Here is a 17,821-nt window from a genome sequence, read left to right as displayed (position 1 = left end):
AGTCGGAGGCCTGGTGACCGCGAATATCGGAATCCGATATCTCGACCGCGCGGCACGGCCGGGCGCTGTGCATTCCGGTTGAAAGGATTTAGAATTTCGACCGTGATCGAGCAAACGTTCGTCGGCCTGCGGTTGCCGCCGTTCACCACCGGAGTCGACCGGGATCGAGTACACCGGTTCGCCCTCGTGATCGGTGAGAACGACCCGGTCTTCCACGACCTGGCGGCGGCTCGCGCCGCCGGGCACCCGGATCTCCCGCTGCCGCCGACGCTGCTTTTCAGCGCCGAGCTGGACCGGCCGGGTGAGGGCATACTGGAATTGCTGGGCGTCGCGGTGGAGCGGGTCATGCACTCCGAGCAACGCTTCACCTATCACGCGCCGGTGCACGCGAACGAGGAACTGACCTTCGCCACCACGGTCACCGACCTCTACACCCGGCTGGGCAGGACCTTCCTCGTGCAGGAAACGGCGATCACTCGCGCCGGCGAACCGGTGGCCGACCTGCGCCAGGTGCTCATGGTCTCCCCGGCGGAGGTGGCGTCGTGAACGACTTTCCCTCGGCAGGCGAGGAGATCCCGCCGCTGTCGGCGCCACGGGTGAGCGCGGGGAAACTCGCGGAGTTCGCCGCGGCCTCCGGTGACGACAACGCGATCCACCTCGACCCGGCGGCCGCGATCGCGGCGGGACACGAAAACGTCATCGCGCACGGAATGCTCGCGATGGCCTACCTCGGCCGGTTCGTCGGCGACTGGGCCTCCCCGGACCGGATCCGTTCACTGCAGGCGAGGTTCGTCGCGCCCATCCCGCTCGGCTCCGTGCCGACCTGCACCGGACGCGTGCTCAAAGTGACCGACGGCGAAGGGGAACGCCTGGTCAGGCTCGCACTCACGGTGAAGGTCGGTGACGGCACCACGTCGGTCCGCGGTGAAGCCGTGGTGGCCTTTCCCCTGACGGCGCCTTCCGGTACTCAGTGACAGAGGCCGCCGTCGACGGCCAACACCGCGCCGTTGACGTAGGAGGCTTCCTCCGAGGCGAGGAAGCGCACCGCGGCGGCGATCTCGGCCGGGTCCGCGTAACGGCCGGCCGGGATCTCGGCGAGTAGCCGCTGCTTCCGTTCCTCGCCGACTTCTTCGAACATGTCGGTCTGGACGCATCCCGGCGTGACGACGTTCGACGTGATGGCACGCGAGCCCAGCTCCCGCGCCAACGACCGCGAGAAGCCGATCAGCCCGGCCTTGCTGGCGGCGTAGTTCGCCTGGCCCGCCGCTCCGCTGAGCGCGACGACCGAGGAGATGAACACGAACCGGCCCCATTTGCCGCGCAGCATGCCCCTGGCCGCGCGTTTGGCGACCCGATAGGCGCCGGTCAGGTTCGCGTCGACGACCCGTTCGAACTGGTCCTCGCTCATCCGCACCAGCAGCGTGTCGTCGGTCAGGCCCGCGTTCGACACCAAGATCTCGACCGGGCCTTGATGCTCCTCCACGAGCGTGAAGGCCTCGTCGATCTGTGCGGAGTCGGTGACGTCCGCCTTGACGCCGAACAGGCCGTCCGGCACACCGGAACCGCGGTGGGTGACGGCCACCCGATGGCCCTGACCCGCGAGATCCCGGGCGATCGCCAACCCGATACCCCGGTTTCCGCCGGTGACCAGAACCGATCGGCCCATGACGAGCTCCTTTCGCCGCGGACTCCGTCCACTGTGGCCGGACATCACCGGATTTCCCGCACTACGGGCGAGTGTCACCAACAGCGCGCCGACCGGTCAATCACTCGCGGCCCGATGTCGTGGCCGGGCCGCGGGAAGGTTCGGTCGACGCGGTGCGCCCGGTCTCCCAAGTACGGTCACACCCCCTGTTGACACCCGCCCTCGTTTCGCTATAGGTTCTAACTGCAGCTAGAACTTGTAACCAACAGAGGAGAAGAACCATGCTCGGCAACCACTCGACCTCCCGTCGCCGGACCGGCGCCCGTGCCACCCTGCTCGCGGTACCACTGGCCATCGCCGGGATCCTCGGCACCACCACGCCCGCGCAGGCCGCCCCCGCTCACGACAGCAGACCGGCTTCGCTTACCTGCCAAGGCAAAGGCATCGACCCGGCGGCCAAGGTGCGCTATCGGACCGAGACGTTCATCAAGGCGCCGCTACGCACCATCTGGAATCTGCAGACCGACGTGGAAGCGTGGCCGTCCTGGCAGAACCCGGTCATCCCCATCACCATGAAGCGCCTGGACCACGGCCCGCTGCGCAAGCACTCCCAATTCCAGTGGACCATCCCCGTCCCGCCCGGCACCCCCTACCCGCCCGGCGACGTCGTCATCGTCTCCACCGTGCGGCAACTCCAGCCCGGCAAATGCATCCGCTGGACCGGCCCGCTCGACGGCCCCGGCGGAACGCATATCGACGGCGTGCACGTCTGGAACTTCGTCAAGGTCCCGGGCGGGGTCGTCGTCCGCACCGAAGAGAGCCACACCGGACCCCAGGTGGACAAGGACGTGCCCGCCTCCACCGAGATGCTCGGCCAAGGCCTCGAAATCTGGCTGAAGGACCTCAAGACCGCGGCCGAGTCCGATCCGTGCCGCTGACCGCTCGGGTTATCGAGGGGAAGCCAAACGTGTCGTGATGGTGAGCGGCCCGTTCGCCGGGGTGGCGGGCAGAGCGAAGGCGTAACTCGCGTGCTCAGACGCGTAACTCGCGTGCCTGGAACCCGCACTCGAGTGTCCCGGCTTCAAGCACGCGAGATCCGGCTCTGGGCACGCGAGTGCGGTGCCACGTCACCCAGTCACCATTCATGACCTTGCCTCGCGTGATCATCCGCACGCTGAAACGTCGGGTCGGGCGGGGCTCGAAGATCGCCGGTGGCAACGTCGAGGGTCCGTTGCGCACGTTCTTCACCGATCCCGATCACATCGTCGAACTCGCCTGGCTCGATCACCCGATCATGCGGGCTCACGTGCACATGGTCATCGAGGAGGACCGTTTTCCGGACCTCGTCGTAATCCGCCTGCGCGGCCAGCGTCAAGTCGATCGCCGGCTCGACGGGCCCTCGTACGGAATCTCCTCGAGTGGGAGATTCCGGGACCGTCACGACCGGTCCCAGCATGCTCCGTAGGCCAGGCCCGGGGTGAGCGTGCCGAAGCGGAGGTGTATCTCGTCCGTCGGGTTTGGCCGGCAGCGTTCACCCCGATAGTCGCGACGGGCGAGCTCCTCCTGGAACACTCCGTCGAGCTTGAAAACCCCCTCGGGTGCTTCGCCGAAGCGGATTCTGAGGTCGAATCGCTCGCACATCCTGCTCGGGACGTACGTCAGTTGCCCGCTCAGCCGTTGCGGATGGAACAGCATGGCGAACTCGTGGGACTCGCCTCGGGACAATGGTTTCGGCAGCACCAGGCGGACGCCACCGTGGTGAGTGGTGGTGAGTTTGCCGCCGTGGAACAGCGTTGCTTCGTCGGGTGATACCGAGATCGACAGATCCAGCTCACGCAGGCCGTCCTGCCCGGCGGTGACGCGGTGGTTCTCGAATACCTCCGGACGCGGACCGCTCAGTACCACCGCCACGTTCAGATCCGTCGTGTGCCAACTGGCCATTCGCTCGGCGCCTTTTTCGCCTGCCGTGGCCAGGTCGGCGAGCATCATGATCGCCTCGTCCACCCGGCGACGTACCGTACGCGGTTCGCGGTCCACCCGCGTCGCCGTCCACCGGAGGCGATCCTTATAGAGCGGCTGGTCCGCGTCCGCGTAGATCGCGAACGCCGCCAGCGCAGCCAGACGCAGGTCATCCGGCAGTTGCTCCGCCAGCTCGACCAGCCGGGCCGTGACCTTGTTCCTGATGACCGTAAGCCCGTCACCATCCGCTACCGCGCACGCGGATCGCAAGGTCGGACCGACCCGCTCCTCGATCCTGCCCGCCAGCAAACCACGCCCCTTGCGGAGTGACTTCAATTCCTGGATGAGCTGCGCATGCCTGCTCATAACCCTGCCCCCTTCTCGTTTCGAGACATGGTGCGAGCGGCGTGTAGACGGGAAGTGGACAGATCGTGCACGCTCCGGGCGCGGTCCGTACCGGGGAGCGCCCGCATCACCGACGCGATCATCGCGGGGCCCAGCCTTACACCATCACGGGCCAGGAACGTGCGGAACGTACCGATCCGGCCGAGTGTGTCCTCGTCGGCGTCGCCCACGCCGAAGGCCACCACCCGAGGCCGACTCGCCCAGGCCGGGTCCGTCAACGCGGCGAACGCGGCGGGCCAGGTCGTCGGGTCGGTCGCGCAGCCGTCGGACAGGAAGAACATCAGCGGACGGTGCACCCGCAGTCGGTGGGCCTCGAGGGCGCGCACGTCAACGGCGATGGCCTTCCGTAGAAAGGTGAACGCAGACCCAAAACCAGTTCCGACAGACTCACCTTGTTCCGGCAGTTGGGCGAGGTCGTCCATCAGATAGAGCGGTTGCACCTCATATGCCGTCTCCGCGAAGCCCACCACGCAACAGAGCACCCGCTCCGCGACTGACGAATCAGCGTGGATCCCCCCGCGGAATTCACGCAATCCGGCGTTCAGCGCACCGAAATGATCGGTCATCGAAAGCGATAGGTCACAGACCACATAACACGGCAACACGTCGGACTCCACCAGTCACTCCTTCACACCTCGAGTCGGTCGGCGGAGTTTGTCCGACAGGTGTGCATCGAACGTGGAAGAAAAGCGCACCGACCGAACCCGGAAGGGCGATTGCGCAAGGGCGATTGCACCCACCAAGGTGCATCCGGGAGGCCAAATGGAGTTTCGGATGCTCGGCCCGCTGGAGGCGTGGCACGACGGCAGACCCGTCTCACTGGGGGACCAGCAGCAGCGTTTCGTCCTCGTCGTGCTTCTCCTTCACGCCAACCGACCGGTATCCCCTTCCCGGCTCGCCCAGATTGTCTGGGCCGGCCGCGAAACCCGGCCGAATTTGGTGCGCTCCTATATAAAACGGTTGCGCGACGTGCTACAGGACTCGGGCGACGTCAGCATCGAGACGACTGCCACCGGCTACCTCCTGCGACTCGGCGAAAACCAGCTGGACACCGTTCGATTCGAGCGGCTACGCGCCGAAGCCGGTCAGGTGCGGGCCAGCGATCCACACCGGGCCATCGAATTGCTGCGGGAGGCCGTGGGACTGTGGCGCGGGCGATTCCTCGAGGACATCGACATCGACCGGGTGGGCGGCACAGAGGTGCTCTTCCCCGACGAAAGCCGCACCGACATCGTCGGTGACCTTGCGGAGCTGGAACTGACCACCGGCGACCACCGCTCGGCCCGCGATCGGCTGCGTCCACTGGTCCACTCCGATCCGGCAAACCAAAAGTACGCTGAGCTTCTCATGCGCGCGCTGCTCGCCGGGGGCGACCGGATGGCGGCGCTACGCGTCTTCCGTACCACCCGCGCCGCGCTCGCCGAGCACGACGTCGAGCCTGGCACTGTGCTGCGAAACCTCGCCGCGCGAGCAGAGCAAGGTGAACCGCCGAGCTCGCTGCCGTCCCGGCCTGGTGAGTTCACCGGCCGCGCCGCCGAGCTGGCGACGATCGAGAAGGCCGCGGCGTCCGGCACCCGAGCGATCTGGGTCAGTGGTGCGCCGGGCGCGGGCAAGACCGGTCTGGCCCTCGAAGCGGCACATCGGCTGCGCCCCCGGTTCCCCGACGGGCAGATCATGGCCCGGCTGAACGGCTTCACGCCAGGCCTTCCCGCCACGAGCGTGTCGGAGGCGCTCACCGAGCTGCTGATCGAACTGGGTGTGCCCGTCGAGCAGATTCCGGCCACGGTCGGGCGGAAAGTCACGCTCTACCAGACGACACTGTACGGCACGCGCACACTGGTGGTCTTGGACAACGCGGCTACGCCGGAGCAGGTACGACCGCTGTTACCGGAGGCGGACGGTTGCCTTGCCGTGGTCACCAGCCGACGGATGGGAGACACCGATTCCGGAGAACCGGTCCGGCTCTCCCCGCTGCCGCCGGACGAAGCAGCCGAACTGTTCCACGCGCTGGTCGGCCCGGCACGGCTGCGTGGCCGCGCGGCCGGAGTCGCCGCAGTGGTCGCCAGGTGCGGCCACCTGCCGATGCCCATCCGCGTGACCGCCGCGATGTTCCGGCGGCACGACCGGTGGCCCCTGGAGCATTTGCTGAGGCTGCTCGAGGAGAACGGGCCGTGGGGTGAGGCCGACGGCACGGCCGCCATCCGGGCGTCCTATCGGCAACTCGGCGACCGGCAACGCGCTCTGTTACGCCTACTCGGCCACCTTCCCGGTCCTGATGTCGGTGTCGCCGGTGGTGCGGCACTCGCCGGATGCGAAGTCGGTGAGGCACGGCAGCTACTCGATGACCTGCACGAGGTGAGTCTCGTGGAGGAGACCGCACTGGAGCGGTACCGAATGCTGGATCCACTCAAGGAGTTCGCGGCAGGTGAGCAGCAGCCGGACCGGGCGACCGCGTTGGCGCGGCTGCTCGACTTCTACCTGGTGACGCTGGCGGCCGCGGTCGGCGCCGCCTACCCGTTCGACCGCGCGCAGCTGCCCACGGTGGACCACACCGGCCTGGCGGCACCCGGGTTCGTCGACGCGGACGCAGGTTTGCGGTGGATCGCCGTCGAACGGGACAACCTCGTCGCCGCGATCCGTTACGCGGCAACGAACGGCCTGCCCGAACACACCTGGCGATCGGCCGTACTGCTGTGGCGCTACTTCAACACGTCGAACCAGTTGGAGGACTGGATCGACACGCTCGAACTCGCCTGGCGGACGGTCTCCGCGGACCTGGGAAACGATTACGGCCAAGCACACGTGCTGCTTCGTCTGGCCACCGCGCGCGACCGGTGCGGGCAGCACGTGGAGGCGGTGGAGCTGGCCTCGAAAGCGTTGCCGAAGTGGCGGCGCCTCGGTGACGTGCGCGGCGAAGCGGCGACGTTGTGCGCCCTCGCCATCCCCATGATGGAACTCGGCAGACATGACCAGTCCATGGCGCACCTCACCGCCGCACTGGCCAAGTACGAGCAGACCGACGACCAGCGCGGCGAAGCTCACGCGTTGAGCATGCTCGGCTATCTCAACGAATTACGCGGCGACCTCGACCTCGCGCTGCGCCAGCACGAGTCCTCGGTCCGGATCCTGACCGAGATCGGTCACGTCCAAGGGGTGGCGCACGTCCTGAACAACCTCGGATCCGTGCAGGAGAAACTCGGGCTCTTCTCCGAAGCATTGACCAGCTACACCAGCGCTCACGGCCACGCGGCCGAAGTGGGCGACCACTGCGTCGAGGCCTACGCGTTGAACAACATCGGCAACGTGCACCGGCAGCGCGGCCAGCTCACCGAAGCGGTGCGCTACCACGAACGGGCCAGGGTGGTGGCGTCGGCCGTGCCGGACGCGGACCTGCTGACCCAGCTCTACCTCGACCGTGGCGCCACCGCTCTCGCCCGCGGTGCGCGGCACGAGGCGCTGACCGCCTGCGAAGCGGCGCTGGATTTGGCCGACGGCAACGGGAATCGTGCGTATCGTGCCCGGGCGCACCTCGGCATCGCCGAGACCCGGCACGCGATGAACGACCACGAGGGTGCCCTCTCCCATTGGGCCGCGGCGGAAAGCGAGTTCGCCGCACTCGGGCTTCCGGAGGCCGATGAAACCAGGCATGCCCGCGCGCTGCTGGAGTGCGCCTGCTCAGCGCCGGTGTAGCACCCGACTCAGCTCCGGGTAGATCTCCCTGACCGTGTGGTGGCCGCGCCACCGGCTCAGGCACCTCGACAGCTCCCGGAGGTCGGTCCGCACCGTCGCCGAATCGACGCGCGCCGCGTCGTCGAGCGTCTCCGGCAACGTCCGGCAGCTCTCGTCGATTTCCCCGTTCAGCGCGTGGGCGAGTGACCGGCGTACCCCGAACCGGGCCCGCGACCGGCGGTTGGACAACGACACCTTCGGAACCTCGATGTCCAGGATGGCCGCCGCACCGCCGGCCCGGCCAAGGTCGGCCAGCGACCAACCACGAGCGAGCGCCAGCGGATTCGACACGGTCGAACCGAGCACGGGGTAATCAGCGGTGTGCGAGAACAACGTTTCACCTGCACGGTCCAGCGCGCGCTCGAAGGCGTCCCGGTCACCGGCCAGCGCGTGTCCCTGGGCCTCCCGCCGTGCCGCGAGGCCGAACGTCCGCGTTCCGGGCCGGCCCAGCCGCTGGGCCTGCCGGGCGAGATCGATCGTGCTGACAGGGTCTTGGCGGTACAAGGCCAGCCCTGCTTCACGGACGAACGCGTAACTCGCGATCTCCCGGTCTCCGCCTGCCCGGGCCAGCTCCGCGGCGTGCCGTGTCCACGACAGCGCGTCCGGTTCGTTCCCGGCTTCCTGGCTCATCCACCCGACGTACTCAGCCATGCGAGCGGCGAGCAGTAGCAACTGGGACCGGACGGGTTCGGGGTTCCCGAGGGCGATCGTGTGGACCGTGTGCGTCTGGGTGACGAGCGGTTCGAGGACCACCGTCGGGCTGGTCTGCATACCGAGCCCGCGCAGTTGCTCGAACGACGTGCGCAGGCCGTTGACCACGCTCTCGTCGAGGATCGGGCGTGGCCCGCCGGCCAGGACGACGCCGAGCACTGCTCCCGCGCCGGCCAGCACCTGACGACGCCCGAGGGCCCCGGCCCGCGCGGAGTGCGCCGACTCGATCAAGTCGCCGTCGGCGTCCAAGACAGCGTCGCAGATACGAGCGAGCGTCGCGTTCGGGGGCTTGAGATCATTTTCGATCTTGCTCAGGTAGCTCTTGCTGTAGTTGACCCGCTTCGCGAGTTGACTCATCGAGATACCGGCGGCCTTCCGTTTTTCCCGCAGCAACGTACCGAATGTTTCGGCCACGCCGACCTCCATTCCGAGTTTTCGAGTACATCATTCCGATGGGAGCGGCGCAATTGCCGGGCCGACGTCTGCCGGCCCGGCGCGCCAAGCTCATCCGTGCCAGGGATTGCCGTCGGAGTCGACGGTCGACGGCGCCGATGTGACGGTGCTGGGCGGCGGCGTTCCGCCGTCATCACCCTCGTACGCCGCGGTGGAACCGAGCATCGACAACGCCAGGACGGCGCAGATCGCGAGGACGTGAGCACCGTATTCAGCAAGCTTCTTGTACATGACGAATCCTCCATGGGAAGGTGGTTGATTGAGCGCTTTCCGTAATTTCCGCGCCCTGTAACCAGGATTCGTGATCAGGGATTCGCCGACAAGGAGTTGACCGTTGCCCGAAACCAGTGGGCAACGGGGTACAGGCATCCACGCCTTGTTCACGTCTGGTCCACACGCCAGGTCGATGCTGCGCCGATCCGACCGAGGAGACCGGCGGTAAGCCGGTTAAGAGCAGAAAGGCGCGCCCATGGAGACCCCGAGCTATGACCTGGCGATATCGTTCGCCGAAGACCGGCAGTCAGCTACCCGCGAACTGGAGGACGCGAGCCGGCAGCGAGGTCTGACCGTCCTGCACGACCCCGAGCGAACCCACGAGTGGTGGGCCCGCAAGAGTGCGGGCGATCTCCCCGACGCCCATATCCGGTTCTTCGTCCCGGTCATCTCGGCCCTTGACGACTTCACCACAGCCATGCTGCGCGCGGTCGCGACCGGCGACCGGCACGTGCTCCCGGTACTGGCCGACGATGTCGTCGTGCCACCGGAGCTGCTGCACCCGCACGTGTCCTACCTGCGCAGTGGTGAACACTTGATCGAGGAGCTGGCCGGCCGCGTCGAGCGGGCGGAGGCTGCCGGGTGGGAACGAGGCAGGCTCGCGGACGTGGTGACCCGGGCACGGGAGATCGGACCGCCCACGGCGGTACCGGTCACCTTCAGCCGGTACATCGAACAGGAGGCAGCTCTGCGCTACTTGGGTGAGCAGTTCGCCGCGGCGATCCCGAGGTTGCGCGGCCGCGGGTTCGCCGGCACCACGCATCACGGTGATGAACGGATCGCTCTGCGGATCGAGAGGGCGGGCGACATCGTCTACGCGCTGGACGTCCAGCGCGGCGGCATCGGCGGTGACGAAACGTTGAACTTCGTCGTCGGTTTGCATGACGCCACGAGCGCGTGCACAAACGGCTGGGCCCGCCCGATCTATGACACCGAAACCGGCGTGGCCAAGCTGGAACTGCACGACCAGTCGGTGTTCGGCCGAGACCGAACCGAGCCGCGGACGCTGACTCGGGAGGAGTTGTTCACCGCACTCTGGCAGCGGATCGACTCCGTGCTGACGGCCACCGCCGGATGATCAGCGTGAAGGCCGCGTCCCGTTTCGGGACGCGGCCTTCACGTCATCGGGAGTCGCGGGCCCTGTCGAGCACTTCCTCCAACCGCAGTGGGCTGGACGGGTGGTAGCTCAAGCAGAGAGGCGCCTGCAGGCGGCGGAAGCCAAAAGTCTCTCCGGTGACGTAGAACTCTCCGCGTTCGAGCAGCGAAATGTCCCCGACGGCACTTCCCTTGGCCCGCGCCATGTCATTCGCGGCGGCCACTTGAGCCGGACTGTTCAACCGGCCGAAGAACTGCGTCGTGGCGTTGCCGGTGATCTGGTTGTGCAACCCCTTCGGCGCTTGGGTCGCGAGCACAAGACCAAGCCCGTACTTTCGAGCCTGCGAAGCGAGCATGATCGTGCTCTGGGTGCTCGCCGTCCACGCCCCGGACGGTGCGATCGTCTGCGCTTCGTCCATCACGAACAACCCGCCCAGCGGCCGGTCCCCCGCCGGGTTGTGCTTGATCCACGCGAACACCTCCAGCTGGAGCTGGCTGACGAATCCCTGACGCTGTGCCTCCGACGGCAGGCCGATGAAACTGATCACCGAGACACGCGCCCGCCTGCCGGGCGCCGGGGTGAGCAAGGTCGCCGGATCGACCGGCGAACCGGTGCCGCCGAGCAATGGATCGTTGACCATGGCCGCCCGCAGGGTCTCGGCGAGGTCCGCCGCCATCTTGGTGGCGGTGCTGAGCCGGCTGACACCCTCCGGCAAATCCGCGAGGACATCGACAAAGCCGGACAAGCTGCGTGACTCCTTCCGCGCGTAGTGCGTCAGGGCCTCCCTCAGCACGGCCTTCCCGCGAACTGCGGCCTTCGTGCCACCGGCGACCCTGGCGTACGGCACCAGCCGCGCAACGGCGGCCTCGACAGCGGCGGTGAACTCGTCGGCGTCGTCACGTACCCCGGCGAAGTCCGGCAGCGGGTGGAAACTGAGCGGCCGCCCGCTGGCCCGTCCCGGAGTCCAGACGACGACTTCGGTACCGGCGAGATACTCGGCGGCGCTTTCCTCGTCGCCAGGCCCCCAGTCATCCGGCGGGTCCGGCCACGCGTCACCGAGCCGTGCGAGGTCATTGTTCGGGTCGAGCACGATGGCCGAGACCCCCCGTAGCGCGCATTCCTCGACGATCCGGCGCAGCAGCACGGTCTTTCCGGAACCGGAGCCGGCGAAGATGACGGCGTGTTTGCGGAGGGACTCGAGTTCGATGCGGATCTCGTTGTCCGCGCCGAGGGTGATTTCGTCCTCGCTAGCGGGTTTCGGCGGCGGAGGACGGGTTTCCCGCTGGTTGCCGTGTGGCTTTCCCTGATCAGGCAAGAGCTTCCGCAGCAGGGTCGTCCGGCTGGCCGGTTTCCTGGCGACGAGCCAGTTCAAGAGCCGGTAACTCTGCTCGGTGAGCAGCTGGCTCAGAGCCCAGAACGTCTTGACGTCGTCCTTGCTGATCTCGACCCGGAAGCCGCCGTTGCGCTCGATCTGTTTGAACTCCCTGTTCGTCACGTTTCCGGTCCAGCCGCCGAGTCCGTGGTGAACCAGCACCAGGTGTCGGTTGCGCGCGCCGTCACCGATCCCGGCTGCCTTCCTCGCATCCCGCATCCGCCGCAGCACGCGGTTGCCGTGCTGGCTCGGTCCGAACACGCGGAACATCCACCGTTCCTTGACATCCCCTTCCTCGTTCAGCACCCGCAACAGACTGACGTGCAGGTTCCCGCCGCCGTCCGGCGGCTCGGTCTCCCACGCCCGGTCGTCGTTTCCGACTTCGGTGATCCAGCACCGCAACGCGGCCTGCATCAGGTCCGGCATCACCTCGTCTTCGGTGTGATAGTTCAGGATGGCGTCGACGTCGGTGCTCTCACGCAGCTCGGCGAACCTGCGGTCGAAGTCGGTGAAGTAGTCCAGTTCGATGCCAGGCTCCGCCGGTGGCCGTGGCTCCTGCTCGACAGCTTCACGCGGCTTGTCCTCGAACGAAGTGAGTTCGCGGATCCTGCCGTGAAGACACGCTTCAGCGTGTTTCTGGATGCGCCGGAGCAGCTGTCTCGGGGTGTAACCCGGCCAGGGCTCGGCGAACGTCGCCGCGGCCACGGGCCAGACCGGCTGAGGTGGAGTGAAGTCGATGCGCCGGTAGATCACGCCGAGCCACTTCTCAACCAGTGTCCGCGCGAGTTCCGGATCCGTGATAACCCCGAGTTGCGGTGTGTCGGTGAAGCGATCGTCGAACGAATCAGTGGCCGCACCGCACAGCAATTCCCATGTGGTCGGCAAGCAGGCGACGATGGTCACCGTTCGCCGGGCCCGCTGCCGCAACTGGATCAAGCCGTCCGCGATGAGCGACAGCTCGCTGTTTTCGACCGGAGGTTCGTCGATCGCCTTGTTGATCAGCGAGTCGAGCTGGTCGATCGCGGCCACGCTCGGGCCGGTGAGCGCGAGTACCCGGGAGATCTCCGCGGCCAGCTCGAGAGACGGCTTGGCCTCGACCGGTAGACCCCACGCCCGGCGAGCCTTCCGCTTCTTGTCGTCGTCCGCCGCGCCGGACAGGTAGTCCTTGCCGATATCGGCCAATTCGATATCGGCTGCCCCGTACAACACCAGCGCACGAATCGTGTCGGCACACTCAACGGCGACCTGAGTGTCGACCGGTCGCAGCGCGCCGAGGAATCCGTTGACGGCCTCGACGGTGACCGGCGTGTGCCCCAGCACCGCGTTCACCACCGGCTCGGGCGGTTTCGCCAAGGTGCACAGCCGCCGCAGCAGGTTGGTCAGCTGGAGCTGGGAGTCGGCTCCCTTCCGCAGTAGCTCGCTGCGCATGGCCCGCACAACGTCGTCCCAGAACGCGGGTCCGGTCGAGATTTCGATCAGGAAGAAATAGCCCTCCTCGTCCTGGACGGTTCGCCGGACCCCGCCGAGCAGGTGGGTCTTACCGGCACCTTTCTGCCCTGTCATCGTGAGCCCGAGGGGGCTCGATCCCCGGCTGTTCTTGGCGTCGGCGACGCTCGCACGGATCCGGGCTTTAACGCGAGTGTGCAAGCCCTCGACGTGGAACGGCGAATCACCCCAGACATCGTCCGGTGTCTCGGCGGAGTTGAACCGGACCGCGGCGAGCGCTTGCAGTTGCTGGTCCTCGTTCATATTTCCTCGATCGCCACGAAGTGTTTGTCCTCGGTGCCGATCCGGATGGCCGCGGCACGGTCGGCATCGGTGAGACTCCGTCGGTCGGAGTCCGGGGAGAGGTGGACGGGACTGGTCTTCATCATGGCGAGCAGGGTCTGATCCACCTCTTCCCGCTCCGCCCCATCAAGCTTGGGACGAAGATGCGCCAAGCGAACCTGCGCATTAGGCCTGGGCGCGAGTTCCCGGTAAACGCGGCGGATCAGCTCTTCGAGAGTCTCGTCTCCGGCGATCAGATCGGCGATCGAGATGCCGCGCTTCCGCGCATAACGGGCAAGGTGCCGCAGGAACTCGAAGCCGATCCGGACAAGACCGCTGGACCGCTCCGGAGGTTCGAGGTCGGCGAGTGCCCGTTCGCACCAGTCCTTTCCGGCGGGGGTGATCCGGTGGACGTAGGGCCGCTTGCCCATCTCGGTCTCCAGCAGGCCGGCCTTGATCAGCTTCTCCCTGCCGACGGGCTTGAGGTCGACCCCGTGCTCGTTCTTGAGGTCTGGATTGGTCATTTCTCCGCGATTGAGCATCAGCACGAACAGAGCCGCGCGCGCATAGGGTTCATATTTCTCCGGCATTCCCTCTCCCTCACTTGGTCGAAACTCTGATCCGGCGGTCGACCCGATCGAGCAGGTCAGCGATCCGGGCATGCAGACCATCCGAAGCCGTGACGCGATCACCAGTCGAGCGAACTTGGTTCAGCTGGGCCAGATCCACCGTCAGGTCCTTGAGCAATCGCAGATCGTCGCTGCGCAGTGCGGCGGCCAGGTCATCGACGGTCTGCTCGATGAGCACCCAGCGACCGGGATGCGATACCTCGACCGGGACCGTGCGCAGCACGGCGGCGACGTCTTCGAGAGTGGCGAGGTCCGAACTGTCGCGACCCGGTGGTTCCTCGGTGACGATGGCATGCAGTTGCCGTGCTACCTGGAGCGGCAGCAACTTCTCGCCCAGCCTGAAGAGCCGCAGGTTGAGAAGGAACGGCGGCAGGGCTTCGGGATCGGTCCGGCTGGTGAGCACGCAGAACAGCTGCCGGTCACCGTCGGCGTCCAGGGTCTGCCGGAGAAACCGCTCCGCCTCCACCGCCTGCCAACGACTCAACGTGCCGTCCACGACGAGACACAGGTGCTTTGCCGGGAAGCTGCTTTGCTCGAACTCCAGATCGCCGGACTGTGACCGGTCCACCCGGAGTCCGAGTGCCGCCATGGTCCTGATCAGCTCGTCGGCGACGCGCGATTCGAGCCTGGGCACCGACACCAACAGATCCAGGCTGTACGACTGCTGGTGCGTCCGTGCCACCGCGACGTAGGCATCCCGGTTGTCCGCGAGCAGATCAGTTCGATCGAACTGCTGCGCGATGATCGCTGCCACCGTCTCGAGTGCGAACGAGATCTGGTCCGAAGAAGGTGTCTTCTCCTCGTGGACCGGTAGTTGCTCGCCGAAGCTCCAGTACGAGACGTAGGGCACGGTCGTGTGGCGCAGCATCAGTTGCTGCGTCACATTCTTGTCGAGCCAGTTGTTGAACAGGACAGCCGTCGATTCCGCGGCCTGCTGCCGCCAAAACTCGGCTCGCTCGTACTCCACCCGGTTGTCCAGCCGAGAGAGGATCGGAAGCACGAAGTGCGGCGGACGGTCGTAGGGCAACCGGTCTCGCGCGGCGTTCGCCTGTTTCGCGATCCTGACCGCGCCATCGATGCTCTGCTGGTTGGCGGTGAACACCACCACGAGACGGTCCGGCAGATGGGCGGTACAGATCCCGGCGATGTCCGAGATCCCGGTGCGACTGTCGATGAGGACGAAGTCGTAGTCACCGATCCACTTGGCCCTGCACCGCTCGAGGAAGTCGGCGAAACCCCGCGCGTACAGATCCTCCCAGTTGATGCCTTGGACTCGTCGGGAATAGTCGTCGTCGTCCCGTCCGGCGGCGAGCAGCGCGAGATGACCGGCATCGATGTTGACCCGGACCGCGTGAGCCGACGGCGCCTTGGCACCGTTGAGGAAGTCATACGCGAGATCGATCACGCCGCCTTTCGGCCGCCGGCGCAACAATGGGCCGAAGTAGTGCTGAAGGCCGGGTGCCTCCAGATCCCAGTCGACGGCGAGTACCCGGTAGCCCCAGCGTGCCAGCAGCACCGCCACGTTGGCCAACGTGAAGCTGCGCCCCACGCCGCCCTTATAGGAATAGAAGGTGACGACGGTGCCGGTACTGGTCATGGGTCGAACCTCGGAATGGGCGGCGGCGGGACCAGCACGGGGTTCGGCTCCTTGATGATGGGCCAGTCGGGCTGCCAGGGCGGCACCTGCCGCAACAGCTCGGCGAGGTCCCGGGCGCAATCCCGGACCTTCAACTGGAACGCGTGCCAGTCCTTGCTTCCGTGAAACGCCCTGTCCGCGCCATCGAGCCCCTTGAAGTCCCACCATGACCGCAGGCGGCCCTCGTTTTCGAAATGCACCGAGTCCGAGTAGCGAACGGGGTAGATCAGTCCCTGCGGGCGATCATCACTGGCCAGTCCGAGCATTTTCTCGCGGGCCGCCATACTTCTCCATTCGGCCATACACCAGTTCGAGCCGAAGTAGGGCGCGGAAAGCACGGCGATCATGATCTTGCTGTACCGCAAGGCGGACTTCAACTCCGGAGACCAAACGACACCTCGCGACATACCCTTGTCGAGAAAGATCTTCGGACTCGGGTAAATCTCATCGATGAGGTATTCCTCGAGCTTCGGATAGAAGTGGTTGAGCAGCCATTTCGGCGCACTTCCGTGCCGACTGTAACTGATGAACACGTCATACTTGTAATCGGACACGCGATCGATCATAAGCAAGTCAAATGCCGCGACGCCAGAAAAATAAGTTGCCAAAATTGCGAAACCGTCCAAAAAAATGATAAAAAGTGGACAGTCGATCAAGTCTGACGCGGCGTGGCCGACCTGGTTGACGTCGTCGTGATGCCCAGCGGGCTTCCGAGGATCGCCCCGCCCAGGGCCGCGTCGGTCCGGCGGGCAACATGGCTTCGCTAGCGAAGGTTCCGGGCACGCCAGACCACGCCGAGACCGGGGTCTCCGGTGACACTCTGCTCAATCCGCTCCACCGTGAAGCCCTCGCGCTCATAGAAGGCACCTGCGCGCTCGTTGGCCATGAAATGCTCGATGTACAGCCGCTCGGCGTCCGGGGGCAGCTGGTCGATGAGAGCGTCGAGCAGCCGCGGCCCCAACCCGCCACCACGATGCGCGGGGTGCACGTAGAGTTTGTAGATCACGTGGTCGTCGCCGTCGCTTCCGCGCTGCCCGACACCGACCAGCCGCCCGCCGTCCTCGGCGACCACGACCCAACCACGGGCCACAGCCCCGCCGACGTTCGTCTCGTGCCACCACATCCGGACCTGCTTGTCCGCGGCCTCCGCACCGATCAACGGCGCGTAGTGGGCCCGGACGTGCTCCTCTCCGAAACGGCAGATGGCCATGACGTCGTCTCGTCGGGCGTTCCGCACGACCGATTCGATTCCCATCCCGCTCCCTTCCCGCGCCTTTGGCCTGATCGGCCGCCTCCGGAGGACCTTTCGGGCAGTCTCTGATCAGTGGGGTTGTCCGGGTTCCCACACGGTGGTACCGATACGAAGCGAACCAGCTTGCGGCCGATCGCGGAAGCTTCGCGGGGGTTCGCTGCGGACCGGAACCGACTGGTCTACCTTCCCGAGGTGGAAGTTAGGGTGTTCCGCGGCGGCTTCGGCAAGCATGTGCCGACCGCTGGCGAACCCCACCCTTCGTGCCCGATCCGAACCGAGCCAAGGCGACGCATGCAACCCAATTTCGATGCAGGTGAGGACTTCGCTCTCCTTCTGGAGCGAGAGGCTAAGAAACTCGAAGAGAAAGCCAAGGCTCTGACTGCGGCGTTCACCGCCTCGGCGTCCACGGTGCAATCCCCCGACGGCTCGGTGAAGGTGACGGTCGAGGCCAACGGCTCGCTCAGCGCCATCGAGTTCGGCAACCGGGCGACCTCACTGGGACCTGCCCGGCTCTCCTCGCTCGTCATGCAGACCGTGCGGCAGGCGCAGCGCCAGACCGTCGAGAAGGTCACGGAGTCGTACACCGAGATCAACGGCGAGGACGAAGCCGCCCAGTTGGTCCGCACCTTCCTGCCGAAGGTGGAGGAAGAAGAAGGCGCCCCGGAGAACCCCGAACAGAACAAGTGGGCCCCGGAGGCACACGACGAGGACCCACGTTCGCAGGCCGGCTACCGGACGCCGCCGCCACCGACCGGGTACCGACCTCCTCCGCCGTCGGGCTTCCCGCCGCCACCGCACACGGGCCGTCCCGCCCAGCCGCCGAACCCCCCGGCACCCCGGCCCCGGCGGTCTGCCACTCCCGACGACGAGGAAATGAGCCCCTGGTGAGCGGAT

16 protein-coding genes and 1 pseudogene are annotated in these 17,821 nt (G+C 66.6%); 7 read left to right on the top strand and 10 right to left on the bottom strand.

Going from position 1 to position 17,821, the window contains the following annotated elements; translation table 11 throughout:
- Positions 1 to 102 precede the first annotated feature (102 nt).
- A complete protein-coding gene (locus ACZ5ZX_RS07065) occupies positions 103 to 546 on the top strand; it encodes an FAS1-like dehydratase domain-containing protein (RefSeq protein ID WP_465501111.1) in 444 nt (147 codons plus the stop codon).
- Entirely contained in the window at positions 543 to 974 is a 432-nt protein-coding gene (locus ACZ5ZX_RS07060; protein ID WP_465501110.1) for a MaoC/PaaZ C-terminal domain-containing protein, read from the top strand. Before ACZ5ZX_RS07065 ends, ACZ5ZX_RS07060 begins: the two co-directional genes overlap by 4 nt.
- Here the strand turns inward: ACZ5ZX_RS07060 and fabG are convergent.
- Entirely contained in the window at positions 968 to 1,666 is a 699-nt protein-coding gene (gene fabG / locus ACZ5ZX_RS07055) for a 3-oxoacyl-ACP reductase FabG (protein WP_465501109.1), read from the bottom strand. The genes ACZ5ZX_RS07060 and fabG overlap by 7 nt on opposite strands.
- 260 nt (positions 1,667 to 1,926) lie before the next feature.
- Between fabG and ACZ5ZX_RS07050 the strand changes: the two genes are divergently transcribed.
- A complete protein-coding gene (locus ACZ5ZX_RS07050) occupies positions 1,927 to 2,583 on the top strand; it encodes an SRPBCC family protein (RefSeq protein WP_465501108.1) in 657 nt (218 codons plus the stop codon).
- A gap of 224 nt (positions 2,584 to 2,807) precedes the next feature.
- Positions 2,808 to 3,110, top strand: a pseudogene (locus ACZ5ZX_RS07045) (hypothetical protein); the annotation flags it as partial.
- On the opposite strand, the gene ACZ5ZX_RS07040 reads toward ACZ5ZX_RS07045, so the two are convergent.
- Together ACZ5ZX_RS07040 and ACZ5ZX_RS07035 are read right to left on the bottom strand one after the other, a co-directional pair.
- Positions 3,083 to 3,970 (bottom strand): hypothetical protein, encoded by an 888-nt coding sequence (locus tag ACZ5ZX_RS07040; RefSeq protein ID WP_465501107.1) that lies wholly within the window; start codon positions 3,968 to 3,970, stop codon positions 3,083 to 3,085. The pseudogene ACZ5ZX_RS07045 and the gene ACZ5ZX_RS07040 overlap by 28 nt on opposite strands.
- Positions 3,967 to 4,626: a vWA domain-containing protein gene (locus ACZ5ZX_RS07035; RefSeq protein WP_465501106.1), complete on the bottom strand. Its 660-nt coding sequence runs from the start codon at positions 4,624 to 4,626 to the stop codon at positions 3,967 to 3,969. Before ACZ5ZX_RS07035 ends, ACZ5ZX_RS07040 begins: the two co-directional genes overlap by 4 nt.
- A gap of 145 nt (positions 4,627 to 4,771) precedes the next feature.
- Here ACZ5ZX_RS07035 and ACZ5ZX_RS07030 point away from each other — a divergent pair, with 145 nt between their 5' ends.
- Positions 4,772 to 7,699: an AfsR/SARP family transcriptional regulator gene (locus ACZ5ZX_RS07030; protein ID WP_465501105.1), complete on the top strand. Its 2,928-nt coding sequence runs from the start codon at positions 4,772 to 4,774 to the stop codon at positions 7,697 to 7,699.
- On the opposite strand, the gene ACZ5ZX_RS07025 is transcribed toward ACZ5ZX_RS07030, so the two are convergent.
- Positions 7,685 to 8,863 carry a helix-turn-helix domain-containing protein gene (locus ACZ5ZX_RS07025; protein WP_465501104.1) on the bottom strand — a complete coding sequence of 393 codons (1,179 nt, stop codon included), beginning with the start codon at positions 8,861 to 8,863 and terminating at the stop codon, positions 7,685 to 7,687. The genes ACZ5ZX_RS07030 and ACZ5ZX_RS07025 overlap by 15 nt on opposite strands.
- Positions 8,864 to 8,953: 90 nt before the next feature.
- Positions 8,954 to 9,133 carry a hypothetical protein gene (locus tag ACZ5ZX_RS07020; RefSeq protein ID WP_465501103.1) on the bottom strand — a complete coding sequence of 60 codons (180 nt, stop codon included), beginning with the start codon at positions 9,131 to 9,133 and terminating at the stop codon, positions 8,954 to 8,956.
- 238 nt (positions 9,134 to 9,371) lie between these two features.
- Here ACZ5ZX_RS07020 and ACZ5ZX_RS07015 point away from each other — a divergent pair, with 238 nt between their 5' ends.
- Positions 9,372 to 10,253, top strand: a complete 882-nt coding sequence (locus ACZ5ZX_RS07015) for a hypothetical protein (protein ID WP_465501102.1) — start codon at positions 9,372 to 9,374, stop codon at positions 10,251 to 10,253.
- A 43-nt stretch (positions 10,254 to 10,296) separates the two neighbouring features.
- Here the strand turns inward: ACZ5ZX_RS07015 and ACZ5ZX_RS07010 are convergent, their stop codons facing one another.
- The 5 genes from ACZ5ZX_RS07010 to ACZ5ZX_RS06990 form a co-directional block, all read right to left on the bottom strand.
- Positions 10,297 to 13,392, bottom strand: a complete 3,096-nt coding sequence (locus ACZ5ZX_RS07010) for an ATP-binding protein (protein WP_465501101.1) — start codon at positions 13,390 to 13,392, stop codon at positions 10,297 to 10,299.
- A complete protein-coding gene (locus tag ACZ5ZX_RS07005) occupies positions 13,389 to 14,072 on the bottom strand; it encodes a hypothetical protein (RefSeq protein WP_465501100.1) in 684 nt (227 codons plus the stop codon). The genes ACZ5ZX_RS07010 and ACZ5ZX_RS07005 overlap by 4 nt, the downstream gene beginning before the upstream one ends.
- Positions 14,011 to 15,636, bottom strand: coding sequence for a KGGVGR-motif variant AAA ATPase (locus ACZ5ZX_RS07000; RefSeq protein ID WP_465501099.1), 1,626 nt, complete (start codon positions 15,634 to 15,636; stop codon positions 14,011 to 14,013). The genes ACZ5ZX_RS07005 and ACZ5ZX_RS07000 overlap by 62 nt, the downstream gene beginning before the upstream one ends.
- Complete coding sequence (locus ACZ5ZX_RS06995) at positions 15,633 to 16,229, bottom strand: toll/interleukin-1 receptor domain-containing protein (protein WP_465501098.1); 597 nt, start codon at positions 16,227 to 16,229, stop codon at positions 15,633 to 15,635. The genes ACZ5ZX_RS07000 and ACZ5ZX_RS06995 overlap by 4 nt, the downstream gene beginning before the upstream one ends.
- A 209-nt stretch (positions 16,230 to 16,438) precedes the next feature.
- Positions 16,439 to 16,930, bottom strand: coding sequence for a GNAT family N-acetyltransferase (locus tag ACZ5ZX_RS06990; protein WP_465501097.1), 492 nt, complete (start codon positions 16,928 to 16,930; stop codon positions 16,439 to 16,441).
- A gap of 288 nt (positions 16,931 to 17,218) precedes the next feature.
- Here ACZ5ZX_RS06990 and ACZ5ZX_RS06985 point away from each other — a divergent pair, with 288 nt between their 5' ends.
- On the top strand, positions 17,219 to 17,815 hold the full coding sequence (locus ACZ5ZX_RS06985) for a YbaB/EbfC family nucleoid-associated protein (protein ID WP_465501096.1): 597 nt from the start codon (positions 17,219 to 17,221) through the stop codon (positions 17,813 to 17,815).
- Positions 17,816 to 17,821 lie beyond the last annotated feature (6 nt).

It is taken from the genome of Amycolatopsis sp. NPDC033938 (assembly GCF_055575975.1).
This window is presented reverse-complemented; position numbering and strand designations above follow the sequence as displayed.

Coding starts and splice junctions, on each gene's coding strand:
- fabG (WP_465501109.1), bottom strand. CDS start 1,666: ATGGGCCGATCGGTTCTGGTCACCGGCGGAAACCGGGGTATCGGGTTG.
- ACZ5ZX_RS07050 (WP_465501108.1), top strand. CDS start 1,927: ATGCTCGGCAACCACTCGACCTCCCGTCGCCGGACCGGCGCCCGTGCC.
- ACZ5ZX_RS07040 (WP_465501107.1), bottom strand. CDS start 3,970: ATGAGCAGGCATGCGCAGCTCATCCAGGAATTGAAGTCACTCCGCAAG.
- ACZ5ZX_RS07030 (WP_465501105.1), top strand. CDS start 4,772: ATGGAGTTTCGGATGCTCGGCCCGCTGGAGGCGTGGCACGACGGCAGA.
- ACZ5ZX_RS07020 (WP_465501103.1), bottom strand. CDS start 9,133: ATGTACAAGAAGCTTGCTGAATACGGTGCTCACGTCCTCGCGATCTGC.
- ACZ5ZX_RS07015 (WP_465501102.1), top strand. CDS start 9,372: ATGGAGACCCCGAGCTATGACCTGGCGATATCGTTCGCCGAAGACCGG.
- ACZ5ZX_RS07010 (WP_465501101.1), bottom strand. CDS start 13,392: ATGAACGAGGACCAGCAACTGCAAGCGCTCGCCGCGGTCCGGTTCAAC.
- ACZ5ZX_RS07005 (WP_465501100.1), bottom strand. CDS start 14,072: ATGCCCGGATCGCTGACCTGCTCGATCGGGTCGACCGCCGGATCAGAG.
- ACZ5ZX_RS07000 (WP_465501099.1), bottom strand. CDS start 15,636: ATGACCAGTACCGGCACCGTCGTCACCTTCTATTCCTATAAGGGCGGC.
- ACZ5ZX_RS06990 (WP_465501097.1), bottom strand. CDS start 16,930: ATGGGAATCGAATCGGTCGTGCGGAACGCCCGACGAGACGACGTCATG.
- ACZ5ZX_RS06985 (WP_465501096.1), top strand. CDS start 17,219: ATGCAACCCAATTTCGATGCAGGTGAGGACTTCGCTCTCCTTCTGGAG.